General features: G+C 49.5%; 17 protein-coding genes, 1 tRNA gene, 1 pseudogene and 1 riboswitch. Of the genes and pseudogenes, 15 read left to right on the forward strand and 4 right to left on the reverse strand.

Going from position 1 to position 19,240, the window contains the following annotated elements; all coding sequences use genetic code 11:
• The first annotated feature begins 159 nt into the window (after nucleotides 1-159).
• From CLFS41_RS30020 to CLFS41_RS04690, 12 genes are all read left to right on the forward strand, one after another.
• Entirely contained in the window at nucleotides 160-336 is a 177-nt protein-coding gene (locus CLFS41_RS30020) for a hypothetical protein (protein ID WP_156200010.1), read from the forward strand.
• Nucleotides 311-1,384: a LacI family DNA-binding transcriptional regulator gene (locus tag CLFS41_RS04630; protein WP_007862481.1), complete on the forward strand. Its 1,074-nt coding sequence runs from the start codon at nucleotides 311-313 to the stop codon at nucleotides 1,382-1,384. The genes CLFS41_RS30020 and CLFS41_RS04630 overlap by 26 nt, the downstream gene beginning before the upstream one ends.
• A gap of 43 nt (nucleotides 1,385-1,427) precedes the next feature.
• Nucleotides 1,428-2,405, forward strand: coding sequence for a calcium/sodium antiporter (locus tag CLFS41_RS04635; RefSeq protein WP_007862478.1), 978 nt, complete (start codon nucleotides 1,428-1,430; stop codon nucleotides 2,403-2,405).
• Nucleotides 2,406-2,409: 4 nt separating this feature from the next.
• Nucleotides 2,410-3,177, forward strand: a complete 768-nt coding sequence (locus CLFS41_RS04640; RefSeq protein ID WP_045091609.1) for an SDR family oxidoreductase — start codon at nucleotides 2,410-2,412, stop codon at nucleotides 3,175-3,177.
• A 17-nt stretch (nucleotides 3,178-3,194) separates the two neighbouring features.
• On the forward strand, nucleotides 3,195-3,776 hold the full coding sequence (locus tag CLFS41_RS04645) for a hypothetical protein (protein WP_040416070.1): 582 nt from the start codon (nucleotides 3,195-3,197) through the stop codon (nucleotides 3,774-3,776).
• The gene (locus tag CLFS41_RS04650; RefSeq protein ID WP_007862475.1) at nucleotides 3,745-4,209 is read left to right on the forward strand and encodes a tripartite tricarboxylate transporter TctB family protein; all 465 of its coding nucleotides are present in this window, start codon (nucleotides 3,745-3,747) and stop codon (nucleotides 4,207-4,209) included. Before CLFS41_RS04645 ends, CLFS41_RS04650 begins: the two co-directional genes overlap by 32 nt.
• A gap of 13 nt (nucleotides 4,210-4,222) precedes the next feature.
• Entirely contained in the window at nucleotides 4,223-5,746 is a 1,524-nt protein-coding gene (locus CLFS41_RS04655; RefSeq protein WP_007862474.1) for a tripartite tricarboxylate transporter permease, read from the forward strand.
• A gap of 33 nt (nucleotides 5,747-5,779) precedes the next feature.
• A complete protein-coding gene (locus CLFS41_RS04660; RefSeq protein ID WP_007862468.1) occupies nucleotides 5,780-6,862 on the forward strand; it encodes a tripartite tricarboxylate transporter substrate binding protein in 1,083 nt (360 codons plus the stop codon).
• A gap of 104 nt (nucleotides 6,863-6,966) precedes the next feature.
• Nucleotides 6,967-8,646, forward strand: a complete 1,680-nt coding sequence (locus CLFS41_RS04665; protein ID WP_242849215.1) for a hypothetical protein — start codon at nucleotides 6,967-6,969, stop codon at nucleotides 8,644-8,646.
• A gap of 5 nt (nucleotides 8,647-8,651) precedes the next feature.
• Nucleotides 8,652-10,319 (forward strand): hypothetical protein, encoded by a 1,668-nt coding sequence (locus tag CLFS41_RS04670; protein WP_045091611.1) that lies wholly within the window; start codon nucleotides 8,652-8,654, stop codon nucleotides 10,317-10,319.
• Nucleotides 10,320-10,351: 32 nt separating this feature from the next.
• Nucleotides 10,352-12,064 (forward strand): hypothetical protein, encoded by a 1,713-nt coding sequence (locus CLFS41_RS04675; protein WP_045091612.1) that lies wholly within the window; start codon nucleotides 10,352-10,354, stop codon nucleotides 12,062-12,064.
• 1,147 nt (nucleotides 12,065-13,211) lie between these two features.
• Nucleotides 13,212-13,757 carry a hypothetical protein gene (locus CLFS41_RS04690; protein WP_045091614.1) on the forward strand — a complete coding sequence of 182 codons (546 nt, stop codon included), beginning with the start codon at nucleotides 13,212-13,214 and terminating at the stop codon, nucleotides 13,755-13,757.
• Here CLFS41_RS04690 and CLFS41_RS04695 read toward each other — a convergent pair.
• From CLFS41_RS04695 to CLFS41_RS04710, 4 genes are all read right to left on the reverse strand, one after another.
• A complete protein-coding gene (locus CLFS41_RS04695; RefSeq protein ID WP_007862457.1) occupies nucleotides 13,747-14,319 on the reverse strand; it encodes a YcxB family protein in 573 nt (190 codons plus the stop codon). The two genes, CLFS41_RS04690 and CLFS41_RS04695, sit on opposite strands and share 11 nt — an antisense overlap.
• Nucleotides 14,320-14,349: 30 nt before the next feature.
• Nucleotides 14,350-14,991, reverse strand: coding sequence for a YcxB family protein (locus tag CLFS41_RS04700; RefSeq protein ID WP_045091615.1), 642 nt, complete (start codon nucleotides 14,989-14,991; stop codon nucleotides 14,350-14,352).
• Nucleotides 14,992-15,116: 125 nt separating this feature from the next.
• Nucleotides 15,117-15,190: transfer RNA gene (locus CLFS41_RS04705), tRNA-Arg, on the reverse strand.
• Nucleotides 15,191-15,268: 78 nt separating this feature from the next.
• Complete coding sequence (locus tag CLFS41_RS04710; RefSeq protein ID WP_007862344.1) at nucleotides 15,269-16,147, reverse strand: DUF3881 family protein; 879 nt, start codon at nucleotides 16,145-16,147, stop codon at nucleotides 15,269-15,271.
• A gap of 407 nt (nucleotides 16,148-16,554) precedes the next feature.
• A riboswitch (glycine riboswitch) is annotated at nucleotides 16,555-16,667 on the forward strand.
• A gap of 170 nt (nucleotides 16,668-16,837) precedes the next feature.
• Here CLFS41_RS04710 and gcvT point away from each other — a divergent pair.
• The 3 genes and pseudogenes from gcvT to CLFS41_RS04725 form a co-directional block, all read left to right on the forward strand.
• Nucleotides 16,838-17,944, forward strand: a complete 1,107-nt coding sequence (gene gcvT / locus CLFS41_RS04715) for a glycine cleavage system aminomethyltransferase GcvT (protein ID WP_045091616.1) — start codon at nucleotides 16,838-16,840, stop codon at nucleotides 17,942-17,944.
• A gap of 25 nt (nucleotides 17,945-17,969) precedes the next feature.
• Nucleotides 17,970-18,350 carry a glycine cleavage system protein GcvH gene (gcvH, locus tag CLFS41_RS04720; RefSeq protein WP_007862338.1) on the forward strand — a complete coding sequence of 127 codons (381 nt, stop codon included), beginning with the start codon at nucleotides 17,970-17,972 and terminating at the stop codon, nucleotides 18,348-18,350.
• 37 nt (nucleotides 18,351-18,387) lie between these two features.
• Nucleotides 18,388-19,240 (forward strand): annotated as a pseudogene (locus tag CLFS41_RS04725) (aminomethyl-transferring glycine dehydrogenase); the annotation flags it as partial.

Raw genomic sequence — 19,240 nt, forward strand, 5'->3', positions numbered from 1 at the left:
TTTGAAAAGTTAAATATTGGAAGTAATGAGCCGGTTATTTAAGAAACTGCCTGAATTTAGAGGATAAAAATCTGATATCGGCCAGATATTCCAGATTCCGGCCTGGATTTTTGATTTCCTTGTTGTTATCGGTTACATAAAAAACAGGAGGGGGAGGGATTGGATGATAAAAAAGACAAAATGACGAATAAAATGCACAAAAATAAAAAGATATATGTGTATATAGTGACAAAAATGCAAAAATACTATTGTGTTTTTGGCGAATATGTAATACAATCGCTTTATGAAATTGATTACATAAGGAGAAGGAATGAAAGAAAAGCAGAGTGTAAATGAACGGTTAAATATCCAAGAGATATCCAGATTGGCGAATGTGTCCACGGCAACGGTCTCAAGGGTTTTAAATGGAAGCTCTCATGTATCGGATCATACCAGGGAAAAGGTACTTGATGTGATGCGGAGGACAAATTATACGCCGAATGTATTTGCCCAGAGTTTGAAACGGGACTCCACAAAGACGGTTGGTATCATGTGCCCGGATACCATGGACGTCTACATAACCAGGGCAATCTTTAATGTACAAAGGGAATTGAGCCGGTATAACTATTCATCCCTGTTAAACTGTACAGGATACGAGCTGGAGGATAAGAAAAAGGGAATGAGCCTTCTGCTTCAGAAACGGGTGGACGGGATCGTGCTCATAGGTTCCAGTTTCAATGAGGTGGATGCAGATGATAACAAGTACATCATTGAAGCCGCCGGGCAGGTCCCCATTATCTGGATCAATGGAACACTGGACGCGCCCAATATATACAGTGCTTACTGTGATGACCAGGAAGCGGCTTACCGGGCGGCTAAGCGGCTGTTTAGCACCGGAATGAACGGAAAGCGCACCATTTATCTCTACAACCGGGAATCCTACAGCAACAAGTGTAAGATCAACGGATTCCTGACAGCCATGATCGAGAGCGATCAGCCTGTTTTTGAAAATTCCATTACGCTCTGTCCGCTGGACCGTGTGGACCAGGTTTTGGACAAGCTGATGAAGAATCCGGAGGATCTGTCAAAGATCGGAGCGGTCATGACCTCGGGTGACAGCCTTGCCGTCAGGGTGCTGAGGTATCTGCGGAGGCGCGGGCTCCGGGTTCCGGATCAGATTCAGGTGATTGGATACAGTAATTCGGAGTTAGGCAATTACTGTGTGCCGGAGCTGACCTCCATTGACAGCTGTGTCAACGAACTATCAGGGGAGGCGGTGAAGATGCTTCTAAAGGTGCTGGGGGGAGAGACAGTGGAGGAAAATAAAGTGCTGAAGGCCAGGATCATCCCCAGGGAATCCACCAAAGAATTATACAATGGGATCCAGGATGATACGGTCCAGTAAAGAAGAAGCATAATATGAAGATGAAAGTACAGGGAGGATGGTAATGGGCGGTCTGTGGATCATTGCCGGTTTTGTGGCAGGATTTGTGATGATTATAAAGGGCGGGGATGTCTTTGTGGATGCGGCGCTCTACATTGCACGGAAGATGAAGATACCCACGGCGATCATGGGGGCAACCATCGTCAGCCTGACCACCACATTGCCGGAACTGCTGGTATCCAGCATGGCGGCAGCCACCGGGCACAGTGAAATGGCCATTGGAAATGCCATCGGCTCCATTATCTGCAACACCGGACTGATCCTGGGCTTGTGTCTGATCCTGACAAAGACCGTACATTCGGACCTGTTTGCATTAAAAAAGAGCCTTTTGCTGCTGACCACCATTGTAGTCTACGGACTGTTGGTATGGCTGAACCATGGACTGGGAAAGGTGAGCGCCCTGGTCCTGTACGCGCTGCTGGGCGGTTTTGTGTGGCTGAACCTCATGGAACTGAACGGCGGCCAGGAGGAAGACACAGGCGGGGAGGAACCATTCCAGCTGATGCAGGTGCCAAAATTCATACTGGGAGCGGCATTGATCGTAATAGGAGCCAGGCTGCTGGTGGACAACGGCAGCGCTCTGGCGGTGCTCATGGGAGTACCGGAAAAGGTAATCTCCCTGACACTGATCGCCTTTGGGACATCCCTTCCGGAGCTGGTTACCTCCATTACGGCCATTATTAAGAAGGAGAATGCCCTTTCCCTGGGAAATATCATTGGCGCCAATGTCCTCAATATTACGCTGGTGCTGTCCACGGCCACCATGGTTTCCAGCACAGGCATGCTTCCTCTTATCAGAACGGAAACAGGGCGTTTGGCAGGACAATACCAATTATTTCTTTTGGATATACCGGTGGCCATGGCGGTTTGCATAATCCTGGCGGCCGGGGTGTGGAGGAGGAAGCTGACCAGGGTCCACGGGGTGGTCCTTATGGGAACCTACATCATATACCTGTTAATTCTTTTGTTTACTATGGGGTAATCATATGAAGAGAGAACTGTTTTCTTTGCAGGATAAGGTTGCGCTTATTGCCGGAGGGGCCGGCGATATCGGGGCGGCTTGCGCCAGGGCATATGCGCATTACGGGGCCAGGATCATTATCTTTGACCGGGATCCCGGAAAAATACGGGAACGGCTGGACGAATGGAAAAAAGAGGGGATCCAGGCGGACAGTTACTGTGGAGACATCACAGACGAAGGGTTTCTGGAATCCATGGTAAAGGAGATTGCCGCAATCTATGGGCGGATCGATATTGCACTGAATAACATTGCGGTGACAAACCGAAAACCAATGTTGGAGTTTACCACCGCGCAGTGGCGGGATGTAATTGATATCAATCTCAATGGCGCTTATTATTTCCTACGGGAGGTGGGGCGCGTGATGTGCGGCCAGGACCATGGGAAGATCATACAGATCCTGTCAACAGGAGCATACCGGTTTGGGGCGAATTTTTCAGCCTATGGAGCCAGTAAGGCAGGGGTATCGGCCCTGGTCAAATGCCTGGCAGTGGAATGGGCTCCACATAACATCCAGGTCAACGGGATCGCTCCCACTGCCACGGAGACGGGCTTTACCAGAGACTACTACAGGGAGTATCCGGAACGGATGGAAGCCACCATTCAGAACCACCCGTACAAACGGCTGGGACAGCCTGAGGATTATGTGGGGGCCGCGGTATATCTGGCTTCGGAAGCCGCGGATTTTGTAAACGGCGAGGTTATCATCATAGATTCCGGTAAGACGGTAAAGTGAGGGGATGTACATTGGGGATGAAAAAACAAATTAAACTTGGTTTCCAAATGGACGGGAGGGATATCCGGCTGGTAAATGGTCTGCTTGGAAAGATCCTGAATCTGGGACAAATCAGCCTCAGCCTGATCTTCTCCCTGGCAATGACAGTAATCCTGGCAATCTCCATGAAGGGCAGTGAAGCAGCAGCTCCGCTTATGATATTCAGCGGACTCATATCGGTCCTGTTTTTAACATTACTGGTATACGCGGCAGCCATCAGGCCCCAATTAATACAGGGGCTTCAGTCACTGGAAGGGCAGAGGGGGTGGGTAACGTTTAGGAACAGGGATATACTGGTGAAGGTGGGGAATTGTCCTGAAGTAACGGTGGGATATAAAGCCCTGCGCGGTCAGTATTGGTGCGGGGAAGACTACATCCTGTATTTTGATGATAAAGTCTTTAAAAACCTGCTGGCCATCCGCATTGACAAGGAAAGCTTTGACGATGTCTATCTGCTGGCAAACGTCCTGCAAGAGCATAAAAAACGGTTCATACAACTGAAAGTAAAGCACAAAAGGGGGAAGGAAGATGAAGGAAAAAATATTGTCCAGAATGAATAAGATTGTGGCCCTGGCGCTCCTGCTGTTTGGAATTGCGGCTTTTTTCACATCGCGTCATGATCTGAAATTTGGTTCATTTGCAAGGCCTCAGGGCGGGTTCGCACCCACCATATTCTCGGTGGGCCTGATCATCTTCTCTGTGATCAATCTGGTGATTGAGCTGTTTAAGGAGAACAAGACGCCTGAGAAGCTGGCGGAGGTGGACTGGAAGAAGTGGCTGTACTACACCCTTCTCTGCGGTGCTTACGTATTCCTGATCAAGAAGATCGGATTTGCGGTGGACACATTCATCTGTCTGGTGATCATGCTGAAGCTGACAGGACAGAAGGGATATGTCAAACCAGTGGTGATTTCGGGAATTTTCAGTGTACTGGTGTGGGCTCTGTTTACATATGCCATGAATGTCCCGCTGCCTGGCGCAGCGTGGTTCTAAAGGGGGGACGGGTATGATTGAGACATTGGGTTTGCTGGGACATGGTTTTTTGGACTGTCTGACACTTATGAATATTTTTTGCGCGGTGATCGGCTGTCTCCTGGGATCGCTGATCGGGGTATTGCCCGGGCTTGGGATTTCCGGAACAGTGGCCATCCTCTTGCCTGTAACCTTTGGTATGCAGCCGCTCAGCGCACTGATCATGATCTCGGGAATCTATTTTGGTTCCCAGTATGGCGGCGCCATCACCTCCATACTGGTCAATATTCCCGGCGAGGCCACCAGCATTGTGACCTGCTTTGACGGGCACCCTCTGGCCAAACAGGGAAAAGGAGGGAAAGCCCTGAGCGTGGCGGCTATCAGTTCCTTTTGCGGCGGAACCATTGGCCTCATCGGCCTGACCTTTGCGGCATCGGCCCTGGCCAGGGTTGCCCTGAGTTTTGGAAAGGTAGAGTTTTTTGCGATTGTGGTGTTCGGACTGGTCCTTCTCACCACCATATCCGGGAAAAACCAGCTGAAAGGCCTGATCGTGGTCTGCCTTGGCGTGATCCTGGGCTGTGTGGGACTGGATGACCTGTATGGGACCCTGCGGTTCACATACGGTGTGGTGGATCTGTACAAGGGTATCAGCTTTGTTACATTTATCATGGGTGTGTATGGGATCACGGAACTGATGAGTGCCATCTGCATACCTGAGAATCAGGGTGAAGTAGCGGATTTTAACCTCAGGGAACAATTTCCCAATAAGAAGGATTTCGGACAGATCTATAAGACCATTGGCAGATGCGGCATCATGGGATTCGGAGTGGGTCTGGTGCCCGGAGCAGGCTCCACCCTTGCCACCTTTTTCGCCTATGGAATGGAGCGCTCCTTGAGCAAGCATCCGGATGCCTTTGGAACCGGACTTTTGGAAGGAGTGGCAGCGCCGGAAGCAGCCAATAACGCTGCAATGTATGCGGGCATGGTTCCCCTTCTGAGTTTAGGCATTCCATTCACCAGTTCCATGGCGCTTTTAATGAGTGCTTTTATCGTACATGGGATCACACCAGGCCCCATGTTTATCTCAGAACATCCGGATCTGTTCTGGGGGCTGATCGCCAGTATGTTCATCGGCAATATCGTGCTGCTGATTATCAACCTGCCGTTGGTAGGGATCTGGGCAAGCCTGCTGAAGGTGGACTTTACCATTTTAATGCCGCTGATCACATTTATCACGTTTGCCGGCGGTTACGCCATTAACAACAGCGTGTTTGATATGGGGGTTATGGTGATCTGCGGTATCTTCGGATTTTTCTTAAGCGCCTGCGGGTATAATATGGCGGCGCTGGCCGTAGGGCTGTTCCTGAGTCCCACGCTGGAAAATTCATTTTTAGGCACCATGACGCTGTATAAAGGCAATTTGCTGGCAGCGCTGATGGACCGTCCCATCGCGGCGGCGATCCTTTCCATTGCCATGATCGCGCTGGTCTACTCAACTGCAAAAAGCCTGATACAGTTTTTCGGGAAACAAAAGGCAGCAAATCAGGGGGAAGCTTAAAACTTGTAAACTATTAGGAGGAGGTAATATTCAATGAAAAAGAACTTAAGAAAAGCAATGGTAACGGTTCTCGCGGCGGCAATGACCATGACCATGGGTGCCTGCGGCAGCTCATCCAAAACCGAGACAGCAGCGGCCACTACAGAGGCGCCCGGTGGTGCACAGGCAACAGAGGCGGCAGGAGGAGGACAGACGGAGAAGGCCCCGGAAGCGGAGGGGTGGAAACCGAATAAGGACGTATCGGTCATAGTAGCTTATGGACCGGGCGGAAGCTCGGACCTGCTGGCCAGGACCTTTGCCAATGAAGGGGGTTCCTGCTTTGCCACACCTCTGGTGATCAACAATATCAGCGGCGGCGGCTGTGCTATTGGTTTTACGGAGCTGATCAATGCAAAACCGGACGGGCTGACCATCGGCAACACCAACTCAGCGGTTGTGGTAAACTGCCTTACCGCGGAGACCCCGTACCAGTATTATGAGGAGCTGCAGCCTCTGTGCCAGATTGGCTATGCTCCCTACGTGGTCTATGTGGCCAAGGACAGCGATATCCAGAACCTGGACGATCTAAAAGATGCCATCCTCAGCCGGGACGTGGTAATGGCCTGCAATAACAGGGGCGGACAGACCCACTGGGAACTGGAATATTTTGCATTTAAGAATGGCGGCGACATCTCGGCAGTCATTTATGACGGTGGGGCCTCCTCCATTGCAGCCCTGCTTGGCGGACATGCGGAAGTAACCGTACAGGCTCCCTCCGATGGTCAGGAATATGTAAAATCCGGCGATTTAAGGCCCATCGCTGTTTTGGATCCAAACCGCCTTACAAGTGACATCTACAAAGATGTGCCCACATCCAAGGAGCAGGGGTATGAGTGGCTGACCAACGGCTTCTTCCATGGCTATGCGGCTCCCAAGGGCGTGTCCGATGAAGTGATCAAATATTATGAGGATTGCTACCGCGCCTGTCTCGAAGTGCCGGAAGTAAAAGCAGCCATTGAGAGCTATGGATTTACCGTGGCCTTCCAGGATCATGAGGAGTTTGGAAAGACATGGACAGATTCAGTTGACATGTATAAGAGCGCATTTGAGGAGCTGGGAGACCGTTTGACCGAATAACAGGGCAGGAAAACAACTACTGACTGATTCTGAATATAGCCGGATTTTAAGGTATAAATTGAAGTCCGGCTATTTTTATAGGCTTTTTTAACAGAGCAGAAAGGATGAAAATGAGACAACCAGACTATAAGGACAGGCTGTTGGAGATCCACGGAACTAATATGTGGAACGGATACCATGTGGAGAGGGCCATTGAGTTTGCCAAGAAGTTTAATCTGACCGGTATTATTTTCCACTGCAATGACATAATCGACCGTGCCATTAAGCCTGATAAATATTTTCCGCCCAATGTGTCCCTGCTTTCCTACAATAACAGGGATGGAGACACAAAGAACCACAAGTATTACCTGGGAAATGTAATTGACAAGATCACGGCTGCCGGGCTTGAGTTTTATGTGGAGGTAAAGGAAATCTATTATCCCCATGAGATCCTTCAGGAATTTCCTTATCTGAGAAAGGAAAACGGGGCGGTCTGCCCAACGGAACCATTTTGGTGGGAATTTTTGGAAGAAAAAATCCGTGAATTTGTCCAAAGGTTTCCAAAGGTGTCGGGGATCATTGTCAGCGCAGGAACCAGGGAGAGCATGGTATCCCTGGCTGCCAACAAGTGCGAGTGTGAGCGCTGCCGGTGCTGCGACATGAATCTGTGGTACAGAAAACTGATCACAGCCATGTTTAAGCCCCTGGATGCTGCCGGTAAAAAGCTGATCGTCAGGGACTTCTCCTACACGGCAGACCACCAGTATGCAATGGTGGATGCGGCCAGGGATGTATCTGAAAAGATTATTATGGCGTTAAAGAAAACGCCTCACGACTACTATCCCACATTCCCGGACAACCCCTCTGTGGGCAACTGCGGGAACCTGGAGCAGTGGATCGAATTTGATACCTGGGGACAGTACTTTGGTCTGGGGATCATTCCGTGCAGCGTGGCGGAAGATATGCAGGGACGGCTGCAGCGTTACCTGGAAAAGGGGGCCAGCGGGATCATGCTCCGGACGGATTGGGAGCGTCTGCTTCAGGGAAGCACCTTTAATTCCTTTAATATCTTTAATCTCATTGCCGGAGCAATGCTGGGGGCTGACGTAAATATGGATCTGGATGACGCCTACAGGGAATGGCTGCGGTTTGGCCTGGTCAGCCCCCTGGAATACGATTCCTGTCCCCAGGAGCCCTGTGTGCCCAAAGCACCCCAGGCATTTGACGTTTTTAAGAGGCTGATGAAGGATTCATGGAAGATCCTGGAGAAAACATTGTATGTGCGTGGCCATGTGTTTAACCGGAATGCCCAGATGTTTGACCGGTATTTCCTCACCTATTTTATTATGACCGTGCAGCATACGCGGGATCACTGGGATGCTGGGGCTTCAGAAAAGGTGCAGCCCGTGGGGGATCATATGGAGATCATGTTCCGGGAAAAGCAAGAGGCGCGTCAGATGGCCGCGGACTTAAGGAACTGGCTGAAACCGGAAGCCCTGGGGGTCAGCGCAGACATTGAAAAGTACCTGAACTTTGTATTGGATGTATATGAGGTCTATGTGGAGATCTTCGATGCCCAGATCCGTACCGCTGCCTGGATCAGGAAGGCGGAGCAAAGCTGCAGCGCGGAGGATCGAAGGAGCGCAGGAGAGACCCTGGCAGAATATGACGGGCTGGCGGACCGCCTGGCCGCAGTGGTGTCTGGCAGGGGTTACTCCAACAATGTGGAATATGTGATGGATCCGGAGCGGATAAGGCGGTTCAAAGAGGACTGCTCCAGGACACTGGATGAGTTGGGAGGCTGAAGGAAATGAGTGTACCAAGTTACAAAGACAGGCTGTTGGAGATCCATGGGATCAATATGTGGAACACCTTTCATGTGGACCGGGCGATCCGGTTTGCAAAGAGCTGCAATCTTACGGGAATTATCTTCCACTGCAATGAGCTTATTGACAAGGTGGTGTTTCCGGATAAATATTTTGATAAGGACGAGCTGCTGAGTTTTAATCCGGTCAGGAACAGCGTCACTAAGAATTACCGCTATTATCTGCGTTCGGTCTTGGACAAGTGCCGGGAAAATGGGCTGGAATTTTACGGGGAAGTAAAGGAAATCTATTTTCACAATGACCTGATCACAAAATATCCCCAGCTGCGGGGAGAGAACGGCGCACTGTGCGCCACGGATCCGTTTTGGTGGGAGTTCCTGGAGGAAAAATACCGGGAGTTCTTTGCAATGTTTCCGGATGTGGCAGGCATCATTGTCAGCCCCGGAACAAGGGAGAGCATGGTGTCCTTTGCAGCCAACCGCTGTACCTGCCAGCGCTGCAGGGACTATGATGTGGATGAATGGTACCGCAGTCTGCTGGCAGCCATGCACCGGGCCGTTGACGGGGCCGGAAAGAAGCTGATTGTCAGGGATTTTTCTTATACCAAGGCCCACCAGTACGCCATGGTGGATGCGGCGGGCAGCGTGTCCGACAACATCACCATGTCCATGAAAAAGGTTCCCCATGATTATTATCCGGTGTTCCCGGACAATCCTGCCATTGGAAACTGCGGAAAGCTGAACCAGTGGGTGGAGTTTGATACCTGGGGACAGTTCTTTGGCCTGGGAGTATTTCCCTGCAGCGTATCGGAGGATATGAGAGGAAGGATGCAGCGGTACCTGGATAAGGGGGCAACCGGAATCATGCTCAGGACTGACTGGGAAAATATGACCCAGTCCAGTGTGTTCTGCGGTTTTAATATGTTAAACCTGATTGCAGGCGCCATGATTTCCTTTGATGTGAACACGGACATGGATGCGGTCTATGATGCATGGTTTGATCATGGGCTGGTGTCCCCGTTGATCCCGGACAGCTACAGCCAAATCCCCTGTAAGATAACGGAAGGTAAGGACCGGGAACTGTTCCGGGAAATGATGCAGCTGTGCTGGAAGATCCTTGAAAAGGGGATCCATGTGCGGGGCCATGTGTTTAACAGGAACTGCCAGATCTTTGACCGGTACGACCTGACCTACAATATTATGACCGTGTTCCACAGCCGGGACCAGTGGGAACCTAATGCATCCAAGCGGGTGGAACCAACCGGGGAGAATATTCCGGTCATGATAGCGGAAAAGGATGAGGCTTTGGCCATGGCCCGGAAGCTGAGGGACATGATCGCCGCCGCAAGCCCGGGTGTCAACCACAATGTAAAGACATATCTTGAATTTGTGGCAGAGGGATTTCCGGCTTATATTGAGGGCTTTCGCCTGGAACTCATTTCCACGGTCTATACAAAGAAAGCGGAGATCTCACAGGATCCCGGGGATGTACAGAAGGCGAGGGAGACACTGGCGGGGTATGAAGAACTGGCGTCCCGCTATGACAGCCTGGTGAGAAACAAGGGATATTCCCATGTGGTGGAATATATGCTGGACGGAGACCGGCTGATCCGCTTTAAAGCAGATGTCAGCAGGGTATTGGACGCAATCTGACAAAGACAGACGGCAGGGAAGGGAGGAAAATCATGGACCAAGCAAAAGCGGACTTTGAAGTGCGGGGGCTGGAACTGCACAGCCTGTATGCCTGGGACTATCCGTGGGTGGTCAAGGCCCTGGATTTTATTGAAAAGCACGGTATGAACACGCTGGTACTCCACCGGAATGATTTTGTGGACCTGATCGTATACCCGGGAGCCTATTTCGGGTATAAGGAACAGGAGGGTGATTCTTCCATATTTGATATCTACAGCCAGATCTTCAGGAAGCTGTACCAGTATACACCTACGCGGCGCTCCTGCCCCTACCAGAGAAGGTCCTTTTTAAAAAGAGTACTGGAAGAGGCGGGCAGAAGGGGAATCCAGGTCTATATTGAGAACAAGGAATTGTATTTCCCTGATATTATCCTGGAATTTTACCCGCACCTGGTCCATGACGGTCATGTGTGTGCCACGGACCCCTTCTGGCAGGAGTTCTTAGGAGTTAAATACAGGGAGTTTTTCCGGGAGTTTCCCCAGGTGGCGGGGATCATCACCTCACCGGCCACAGGGGAGAGCCGTGTTTCCATCAAGTCCAACCGCTGTACCTGCGGCAGGTGTAAGTCCGCCGCCAGGGAGGACTGGTACCGGATGGTACTGACATCCATGTATGAACCCATCCGCCAGGCTGGCAGAAAACTGATTGTGCGTGACTTTGTGTTTGATTCCGCTTCCCAGAAGGAGATATCCGCAGTGATGGAGGAATTGCCGCCGGATGTGATCATTTCCCTGAAGAATACGCCCCATGATTACTATCCCACATTTCCGGCAAATCCCAGGATCGGTCATGTGGGAGACCATGAGCAGTGGATTGAGTTTGATACCATGGGACAGTATTTCGGATGGGGCGTGGGGATCGCGGACCTGACAGAGGACTACCGGCGCAGACTGTCAGACGCCAGGCAGAAGGGAGCATCAGGGGCAGTTTTCCGCCTGGACTGGGAAAGCCTGGACGGACATTCCTCCTTTTTTACACCCAACAAGATCAATGTTTATGCGGGGGCTGCCCTTACCAGGGATCTGGATACCCCGGACCAGGAAATATACCGCAGATTCCTTCTGGAGGAAGGATGGTCAGAGGATACTGGATGTATCAGCCGTCAGGCAAAATGGTTCGGCAATATCATGAAGAAAACATGGGAGATTACAGCCGGGACCGTGTTTGTAAATGACTGTGTATTCTCGGATTCCAGCGTGCTTCCCATTTCTTTGGAGCACGCGGTATGGCTCTCGGAGGAAAAGAACTCTTTAAAGGACTGGGACCCCCAAAAACAGGATTGTGTTTCTCCCAGAAGGTCATCCCTGGAGCCTGCGATCCGGGAAAAGGAGGAGGCATTTAAAAAGATCAGCGCCCTCTGCGAGGAGGCGGGGGAATACCCGGAGGGGCTGAGTCAGGATAAGGTGAAATGGTTTCAGGAGCGTCTGGCGCTTAATGCCCGGTATGTGGACATGTACCGTTGCGGGACGGAGGCGATCCTGCTGACCCGCTATGTGACGGAGACAGAAGAACAGGATAAAGAGTTTTGGCAGAGCGCCCTGGAAGGGGCCAGGCAGGCTCTTTTGGCCGTAAGCCGGATGAAAGGGGAATTTACACAGCTTTTCCGGGAAACGGATTATGAACCCCATGTGATCTACACCCTGCTGGACCCGGACCGTCTGGACTGCCTGTACCGGAAACTGAACGCCCGGCTGCCGGGAGAATGAAGTGCCGGGAGACTGAATTGTCGGGAGACTGAGCTGCCGGTTACCTGGCAGCTGTCTTTGGAAAGAAACGTTTTAGAGGAAAAATTTGGGAAAAAACAGGAAGCGCTGGATCCATTACACGATCCGGCGCTTCCTGTTTTCCATTTGTCCATGACAATTTGCCAGTCAGTGACCGGCATTTCTGATAGGCCAGATAAAAAGAACGCATATTTTGCAGATTAGACCGCGAATCCAAAAGCTATTTTAGATTCTTCTTGGTATGAACGGATCAGATCGGTGAGCTGAGCGATATCACTGATAGTATGGGAAAAGTCATATGGCTTTGATAGAACAGTCCTATCAGATCGGATAATTGCAACGGTGCTTTTGGATTTAGATACATCGATACCTACAGCTAACATATAGGGGGGATCCTCCTTTGCGAATTAATATGATTGGGTCCAGCACTCGGTTATCTATTCATTTTCGTTAGTTACCCGGGAGCGAATCCCAACTTGCTTAATCGAATAAAAGATAATGAGTGATGGTTAACACTTTCAGTTTCGGGAACTATGTCCCATATTTGTGCCGTTAACCAATCAAACTCATCATAACAAAAAATAAGAATAGGGGATAATTTCCCTACTCTTATATAGTACGAAATTTGGGAAAATATGAATATGATTATTTATCTTCCAGAAATGGGATTATAGTCAGCAGTAAATTTCTAAACGCTCTGTCAGAAGTTTCAGCTACAGGCAATATGGTAAAGGAGATCGAATTATCAGGATGGTACAACGGCAATGGCAAAATACGTTTAGACAAAAATATCGATGATTATAAAGAACTCGTGATAACGGGGCGTTGCGGATATATGAGAAACAAAAGGCAGGAATTAATAAAAAGCTGTGATCTGTGTAAGACTGTGGCGCAGCGAAGAACGGGATGGATATGGCGTGGATTTAAATGAATGGGATGGCTCTGATATCTGCTTTTATACGAATTTAGTATGGGGGCATGTCATAGTCACAGAAAAAGTTAAAAACATATTAGAAAAGAAGAAAATGAAAAGCATATACTTCCAAAAAATCGAAGACTATGTATAGGTTGGGTGCGAAGCAAACTAACAGTGACACTTTATTAAGCATTACAATATAGAGAGAATAAAATGTGGAAAAAGAGTGGATTAATCATACTTCTTCTGGCATTAACCGGATGTGCAAATACGGCAGGGGACAGCGTTAAAGATACGGCCGGTATCACACAGAGCTTGCCAAACGGTACAGAGGATGGGGAGAACAGCGTGGGAAAACAAATGGATACTTATGAAGAGGACGGTCTGAGGCTGGAACTTGTATCAGAACTGGATGGCGCAGGCAACATAGTACCGGAAAGCGTGAGACTGAAAATCGAGAACAGTATGGACGATGAATGCATGATAAGGTCAATCGGCACTGCCGTAAACAACGTGACAATCGGCAATTCCCTGACATATGCTGAAATAGAAGGAAATGACAGTACCGAAGAGGATATCATGCTGTCGAATCTAGAAATGGGATCTTTACACAGGGATCTGTTGGAATTTGAAAAAGAATTCTGCAATATAAAAGAATGCGAGTCGGAGGATGTCTACAATAACCTGCGCGCCAAAAAGATTGAATGTGAAGGGCCATCGGAAACCGTGACTGTTAAAAGAGGCGGTTTCAACCTTTAAGTTTAGCCCCCGCTGTGGAGGTGGGAACAGCCGGACCGGATTGCTGTTTCTGCCGTATAAAATGCAGAAACTGATCGGGGCATCCTTCAGTGAAACTGTTTTTCCAGATGATCAATGCCTGTTTTGACGTTGTGATTACAAAAAAATACATTGGAAATTCCTCTATACTGCGGATCTGGGAGTATTCCATATATCCGCTGACGCAGCTGGTTTCCCAACGGATGTTATCTTTCAGAAATTGATACACTGCCTTTTCGCAGGGAATACCAAGGCTGGCCTGCTGTTTCAGTTTTTCCGCCTGTTTCTGGCATTGTTTGTGTTTCACGCTTACCCGTCTGATGCTAAAATAAGGCCATATAAATATGAAAAGAAGCAGACATCCTATGATTAGCGTGCGGAACAGCTGCCTGTACATAAAATAGTGCAGCGCCATGACAACCAGCAGTACAGCTATATCCAGACTCAGCCGTTTTCCACTGTATCTGCGTTCTAACTGATACTTTGCCAGTTCATAAAGGGATTGGGCATCCCTGGCTATTGTAACTTGGAATAACGGTGTCATATCCCGGTTCCCCCCTTAAACTGCTGATGTTTACTTCATTAGCGACATATCTTTTCCTGTCTTTTGCATAATGAATTCTTTAAAATTCAGGGAATCACCGACTGTAAAGCAGTGTTTGGCAAAATACATCCCTTGATCTTTTGCAAAGAATATGTAATAGGCCTGCGGGTCCTCTGCCAGCTTATCTACAGCCGGATATTTCCAGACCAGTGATTCTTTACTGGGATAATATGTAAAATCATTCTCAAAAAAATCGATCTGGCTGCGAACCAGCTCCGTCTTTCTCAATTTCCGGAAAATCCTTCCAATAATCAAACCGGTGTTCAGCAACACCTTGCGGCGAAGGCGCGCAGACAAGGCAAGAAACCATACTGCTACCATCAGAAAGAGAATGGCTCCCAACTCGCCAGGCATGAGAATAGAGCTTATCACAACGATACCCCACCAGACCAGAAACACCCAGTTTCCGATGGAACGCCGTTGCTTCTGGTAATACAGCATATCAGATATACGCATAAATTGCTCTTTTTGTTTTGAATTATCCTCATTGATAACGATTCTAAAAATCGGTTCCATATCCACGCGTACCTCCAACAGTTTATCCGTAATTCCGATAAGCCGTGTTACCTGCGGAGTTAATATGATTACAGCATCCCATGCGACTGGATTCAAGCGCTTTCTCCGTTATAATTTGCTAATCAAAAACAACTCTTTTTGTTGTGAATTCGACTTCTCTATAGATATAGGAACAGCCCGAAAGCCTTGATTCTGTCAGACTTTCGAGCTGTAAGTTCTAATGTTCCTGAGCGGATTCGAACCGCTGGCCTTCCGCTTAGGAGGCGGACGCTCTATCCTGCTGAGCTACAGAAACACATCAATTTGTATCATTGATATCTGCGAACCGTATCACACGGTCCGCATTATATAATAACCTATCTTGGGAAAAAAATCAAGCCTCAAATTGCACAGTTCCCTGCATCCATACCTGACCTTTGAATCGGCGGCCTACTTTTGGCTCTCCCAGGAGGTCCTGGCGGTTGATGACAACATGGAAGATCATGTCATTGCAGTCCAGGGTCAGGTCATAAACCTCTTCCTTGGTAATCCGGTTGGCACTCAGCTCAATTCCGGTGATCTCCCCTATTACGGAGTATTGGTCGCATTCAATGCCGCAGGGCATAAAGCAGGTCTCAATAATGGAATACACATCCTCATGGGCGATCCGCCTGGAAACCATGGAGTAAAGGTCAATGTCCTCAATGGTCAGTGTTTCAATAGCATCCTCGTCCCCGCGTTTGGCTGCTTCCAGCAGATTGCTCCTCTTTCTGGCAGCCATTCTGGAATCCTCGGCCTGTTTTTCTGTCTTTTGTATGGGAAGGAGGATCCTGCCCTGCACGCACAGGCCCGAAAGGGCGGCGCCTAAGGGTTTTACAGGCTTATGGCCGGCTTTGCGGAGCCGGTATTCCATGGAGTTTTCTATATAAAAGATAAGAGAGATGCCCACTCTGTATTCATCCAGCAGTCCGGCAAATGTTTCCCGCTCCGTGTGACGCTGGATGGAGCATTCCGCATCCGAACTTATATCCGTGCTTTTCACATAGGGGAAATAATATTCGCGGTTAAATGTTCCCTTTGGACTCATCTCACCAGCCATGGCAACACCCATGCCGGGAGCGGTCTCTACCCGCAGTTCACAGAACGTACTGCCTTCCCGTTCGGACAACTGTCCGTTCTCCCTGGCTTCTTTTGCAAGACGCCGCAGCAGTTTTTCCATATCCTGTTTCTTCTGGTACATGCTAAACCCAATGGTCCGCATAAACTTATGCATGTGGTCACCTTCTTTCCTAATCTATTATCATAAGCCGTATTTTTTATCAGACAACAATGAGGCAAAAGGAACACCTTCGCCTCATCATCTTTGCCCATTATATACTACTTTATATCAGATTACCAGTATTTTTTCTTTGGACAGGCTAATTTATTCGTTAATTGTATAGATTACTTCAGAGAACGTTCATATAAGACGATCCGGTTCCCGGCGCCGGAGCAGGAAAAGACCTGTTCCCTGTCCAGTATAGCTTCATACTTCCAAGTATTCCCAATCTTATCAGGCTGAATTATCGTTAAATTATAAACAACCTTTATCTATTGACTGAAAACATCACCTGTGTTAGTATGAACTTAGCAAGGGCGGGGCGGTGAGCCATACGTTTGCGGACAACTGCATATCATCGGATGATGGATTCGGGAGAGACTGTCCGGGGGCTGGAGTGATGATCCGGCAGTGACTTAGGGCAGCGCCGAAGGGGAAGCGGAGAACTCTCAGGCAAAAGGACCGGATACCGGACGATACTCTGGAAAGCGATGAGCACCGACGAAGCCAAATCTTTCAGGTCCAAAGACAGAGCGCATGAACATGTTTATTTGTTCATGCGCTTTTTTAACAGTCTTTCAGCGCGGATTTAAATGTCTGCGCATTTTGGGACACTGGACAGCATATGAAGGAGGGTAATGATTTATGGGCACAGAAGTAACTGGCGGCACTGAATTAAGGACACCGCTCTATGACACACATGTAAAGTACAAGGGGAAGATTGTGCCGTTTGCAGGCTATCTGCTGCCGGTGCAGTATGACACAGGTGTGATAGCGGAGCACATGGCAGTGCGCACCAAGTGCGGCCTGTTTGATGTTTCACACATGGGGGAGATCATCTGCAGAGGCAGTGATGCACAAAAGAACCTGAACATGATCCTGACCAATGACTATACGGTCATGGCCGATGGCCAGGCCCGCTACAGCCCCATGTGCAATGAAGATGGCGGTGTGGTGGATGACCTGATCGTGTACAAGGTAAGGGACAACTGCTATTTTATAGTGGTAAATGCAGCAAATAAGGATAAGGATTTCCAGTGGATGAAGGCCCACCAGTTTGGGGACGCGGAATTTGAGGACATTTCAGACAGAGTGGCGCAGCTGGCGCTGCAGGGACCGAAGGCCATGGAGATCCTCAGGAAACTGGCAAAGGAGGAGGATATACCGGAGAAATATTATACTTGTCTCTTTGACCGTATGATCGGGAATATCAAATGCATTATCTCCAAGACCGGTTACACGGGTGAGGACGGGGTGGAGATCTATCTGGCCCCGGAGGACGCGCCGGCCATGTGGGAGATGCTCATGGAGGCAGGACAGGAGGAGGGGCTGATCCCATGCGGGTTAGGGGCCAGGGACACCCTGCGACTGGAGGCATCCATGCCTTTGTACGGACACGAGATGGACGATACCATTTCACCCAAGGAGGCCGGGCTGGGAATATTTGTAAAAATGGATAAAGAGGATTTTATCGGAAAGCAGGCGCTGGTGGATAAAGGCCCCCTGACCAGGAGACGGATCGGCTTAAAGGTGACGGGACGGGGAATCATCAGGGAACATCAGGCGGTTTATGCGGACGGCAGGCAGATTGGGATCACCACCTCCGGCACTCATTGTCCTTATCTGGGATATCCGGTGGCAATGGCTTTAGTGGATGTTGGATATAAGGAACCGGGCACTGTGCTGGAGGTTGAGGTAAGAGGACGGCGGGTGGCCGCAGAAGTGGTGAAGCTGCCTTTCTATAAACGTTGAGTATCATATAACAGGAGGTATTGAGATGAATGTTCTGGAGGAATTAAAGTATTCAAAGTCACATGAGTGGGTCAAGATGGTGGATGAGAACACCGCTTTGGTAGGATTATCGGATTATGCCCAGGATGCCCTGGGAGACCTGGTGTTTGTTAACCTGCCGGAAGCAGGGGACGAGGTGACGGCAGGGGAGGCATTTGCAGATGTGGAATCCGTGAAGGCTGTTTCTGATGTGTATTCACCGGTGACAGGCACGGTGGAAGAGGTGAATGAGGCGCTTTTGGACGCGCCGGAGTCCATCAATGAGTCTCCCTATGATGCGTGGCTGGTGAAGATCGGAAGTGTCACGGATACGGAAGAGCTGATGAGCGCTGCTGAGTATGAAGCATATGTAAAGACTCTGGAATAAAAGCATCTTTATTCCATTAGAAATGGGGTGTAATATCATGGGTACTTATGTGCCGAATACGAAGCAGGAACAGCAGGAAATGCTTCATGAGATAGGATTTAACAGTTTTGAGGAAATGTTTTCCCATATACCCGGTGAGGTGATGTTAAAGGACGGCGTTCAGATCCCCTCCGGCCTCAATGAGCAGGCGGTAATGTCCAGGATGGAGGAGATGGCGGAAAAGAATGTGGTGTTCCGGCATATTTTCAGGGGAGCGGGGGCCTACAACCATTACATACCCGCTATTGTCTCCAGCGTGATCTCCAAGGAGGAGTTTGTAACAGCATACACGCCTTACCAGGCGGAGATCAGCCAGGGGATCCTGCAATCCATATTTGAATATCAGACCATGATCTGTGAGCTGACAGGAATGGATGCTTCCAATGCATCGGTGTATGATGGCGCCACCGCGGCGGGGGAGGCTGTGGCCATGTGCAGGGACAGGAAGAGGAGCACTGCGTATGTTTCCGCCGCAGCCAGTCCGGGAACGATCGAAGTGATCAAGACATATTGTTTTGGCAGCAATACCAGAGTGGTCATTGTACCGGAAAAGGACGGGGTCACGGACACACAGGCCCTGGAGGATATGATAAAGGCAGATCCCCAGGCAGCCTGCTTCTACGTGCAGCAGCCAAACTATTACGGCAACCTGGAGGACGGGGAAGGTCTGGGGCGTATTGCCCATGAAGCCGGAGCCAAATATATCATGTCCTGTAATCCCATGGCTTTGGCAGTGATGAAGACGCCGGCTGAATATGGCGCTGACATTGCAGTGGGGGACGGACAGCCCCTTGGAATGCCCCTTGCGTTCGGCGGTCCCTATCTTGGATTCATGGCGGCCACAGCCGCCA

Source organism: Clostridium sp. FS41, assembly GCF_000954015.1.
Lineage (GTDB): Bacteria > Bacillota > Clostridia > Lachnospirales > Lachnospiraceae > Enterocloster > Enterocloster citroniae.

What these genes read in the sequence shown, in the direction of transcription:
- CLFS41_RS04630 (WP_007862481.1), top strand. Translation starts at nt 311, where the DNA reads ATGAAAGAAAAGCAGAGTGTAAATGAACGGTTAAATATCCAAGAGATA.
- CLFS41_RS04635 (WP_007862478.1), top strand. Translation starts at nt 1,428, where the DNA reads ATGGGCGGTCTGTGGATCATTGCCGGTTTTGTGGCAGGATTTGTGATG.
- CLFS41_RS04640 (WP_045091609.1), top strand. Translation starts at nt 2,410, where the DNA reads ATGAAGAGAGAACTGTTTTCTTTGCAGGATAAGGTTGCGCTTATTGCC.
- CLFS41_RS04645 (WP_040416070.1), top strand. Translation starts at nt 3,195, where the DNA reads ATGAAAAAACAAATTAAACTTGGTTTCCAAATGGACGGGAGGGATATC.
- CLFS41_RS04650 (WP_007862475.1), top strand. Translation starts at nt 3,745, where the DNA reads ATGAAGGAAAAAATATTGTCCAGAATGAATAAGATTGTGGCCCTGGCG.
- CLFS41_RS04655 (WP_007862474.1), top strand. Translation starts at nt 4,223, where the DNA reads ATGATTGAGACATTGGGTTTGCTGGGACATGGTTTTTTGGACTGTCTG.
- CLFS41_RS04660 (WP_007862468.1), top strand. Translation starts at nt 5,780, where the DNA reads ATGAAAAAGAACTTAAGAAAAGCAATGGTAACGGTTCTCGCGGCGGCA.
- CLFS41_RS04665 (WP_242849215.1), top strand. Translation starts at nt 6,967, where the DNA reads ATGAAAATGAGACAACCAGACTATAAGGACAGGCTGTTGGAGATCCAC.
- CLFS41_RS04670 (WP_045091611.1), top strand. Translation starts at nt 8,652, where the DNA reads ATGAGTGTACCAAGTTACAAAGACAGGCTGTTGGAGATCCATGGGATC.
- CLFS41_RS04675 (WP_045091612.1), top strand. Translation starts at nt 10,352, where the DNA reads ATGGACCAAGCAAAAGCGGACTTTGAAGTGCGGGGGCTGGAACTGCAC.
- CLFS41_RS04690 (WP_045091614.1), top strand. Translation starts at nt 13,212, where the DNA reads ATGTGGAAAAAGAGTGGATTAATCATACTTCTTCTGGCATTAACCGGA.
- CLFS41_RS04695 (WP_007862457.1), bottom strand. Translation starts at nt 14,319, where the DNA reads ATGACACCGTTATTCCAAGTTACAATAGCCAGGGATGCCCAATCCCTT.
- CLFS41_RS04710 (WP_007862344.1), bottom strand. Translation starts at nt 16,147, where the DNA reads ATGCATAAGTTTATGCGGACCATTGGGTTTAGCATGTACCAGAAGAAA.
- gcvT (WP_045091616.1), top strand. Translation starts at nt 16,838, where the DNA reads ATGGGCACAGAAGTAACTGGCGGCACTGAATTAAGGACACCGCTCTAT.
- gcvH (WP_007862338.1), top strand. Translation starts at nt 17,970, where the DNA reads ATGAATGTTCTGGAGGAATTAAAGTATTCAAAGTCACATGAGTGGGTC.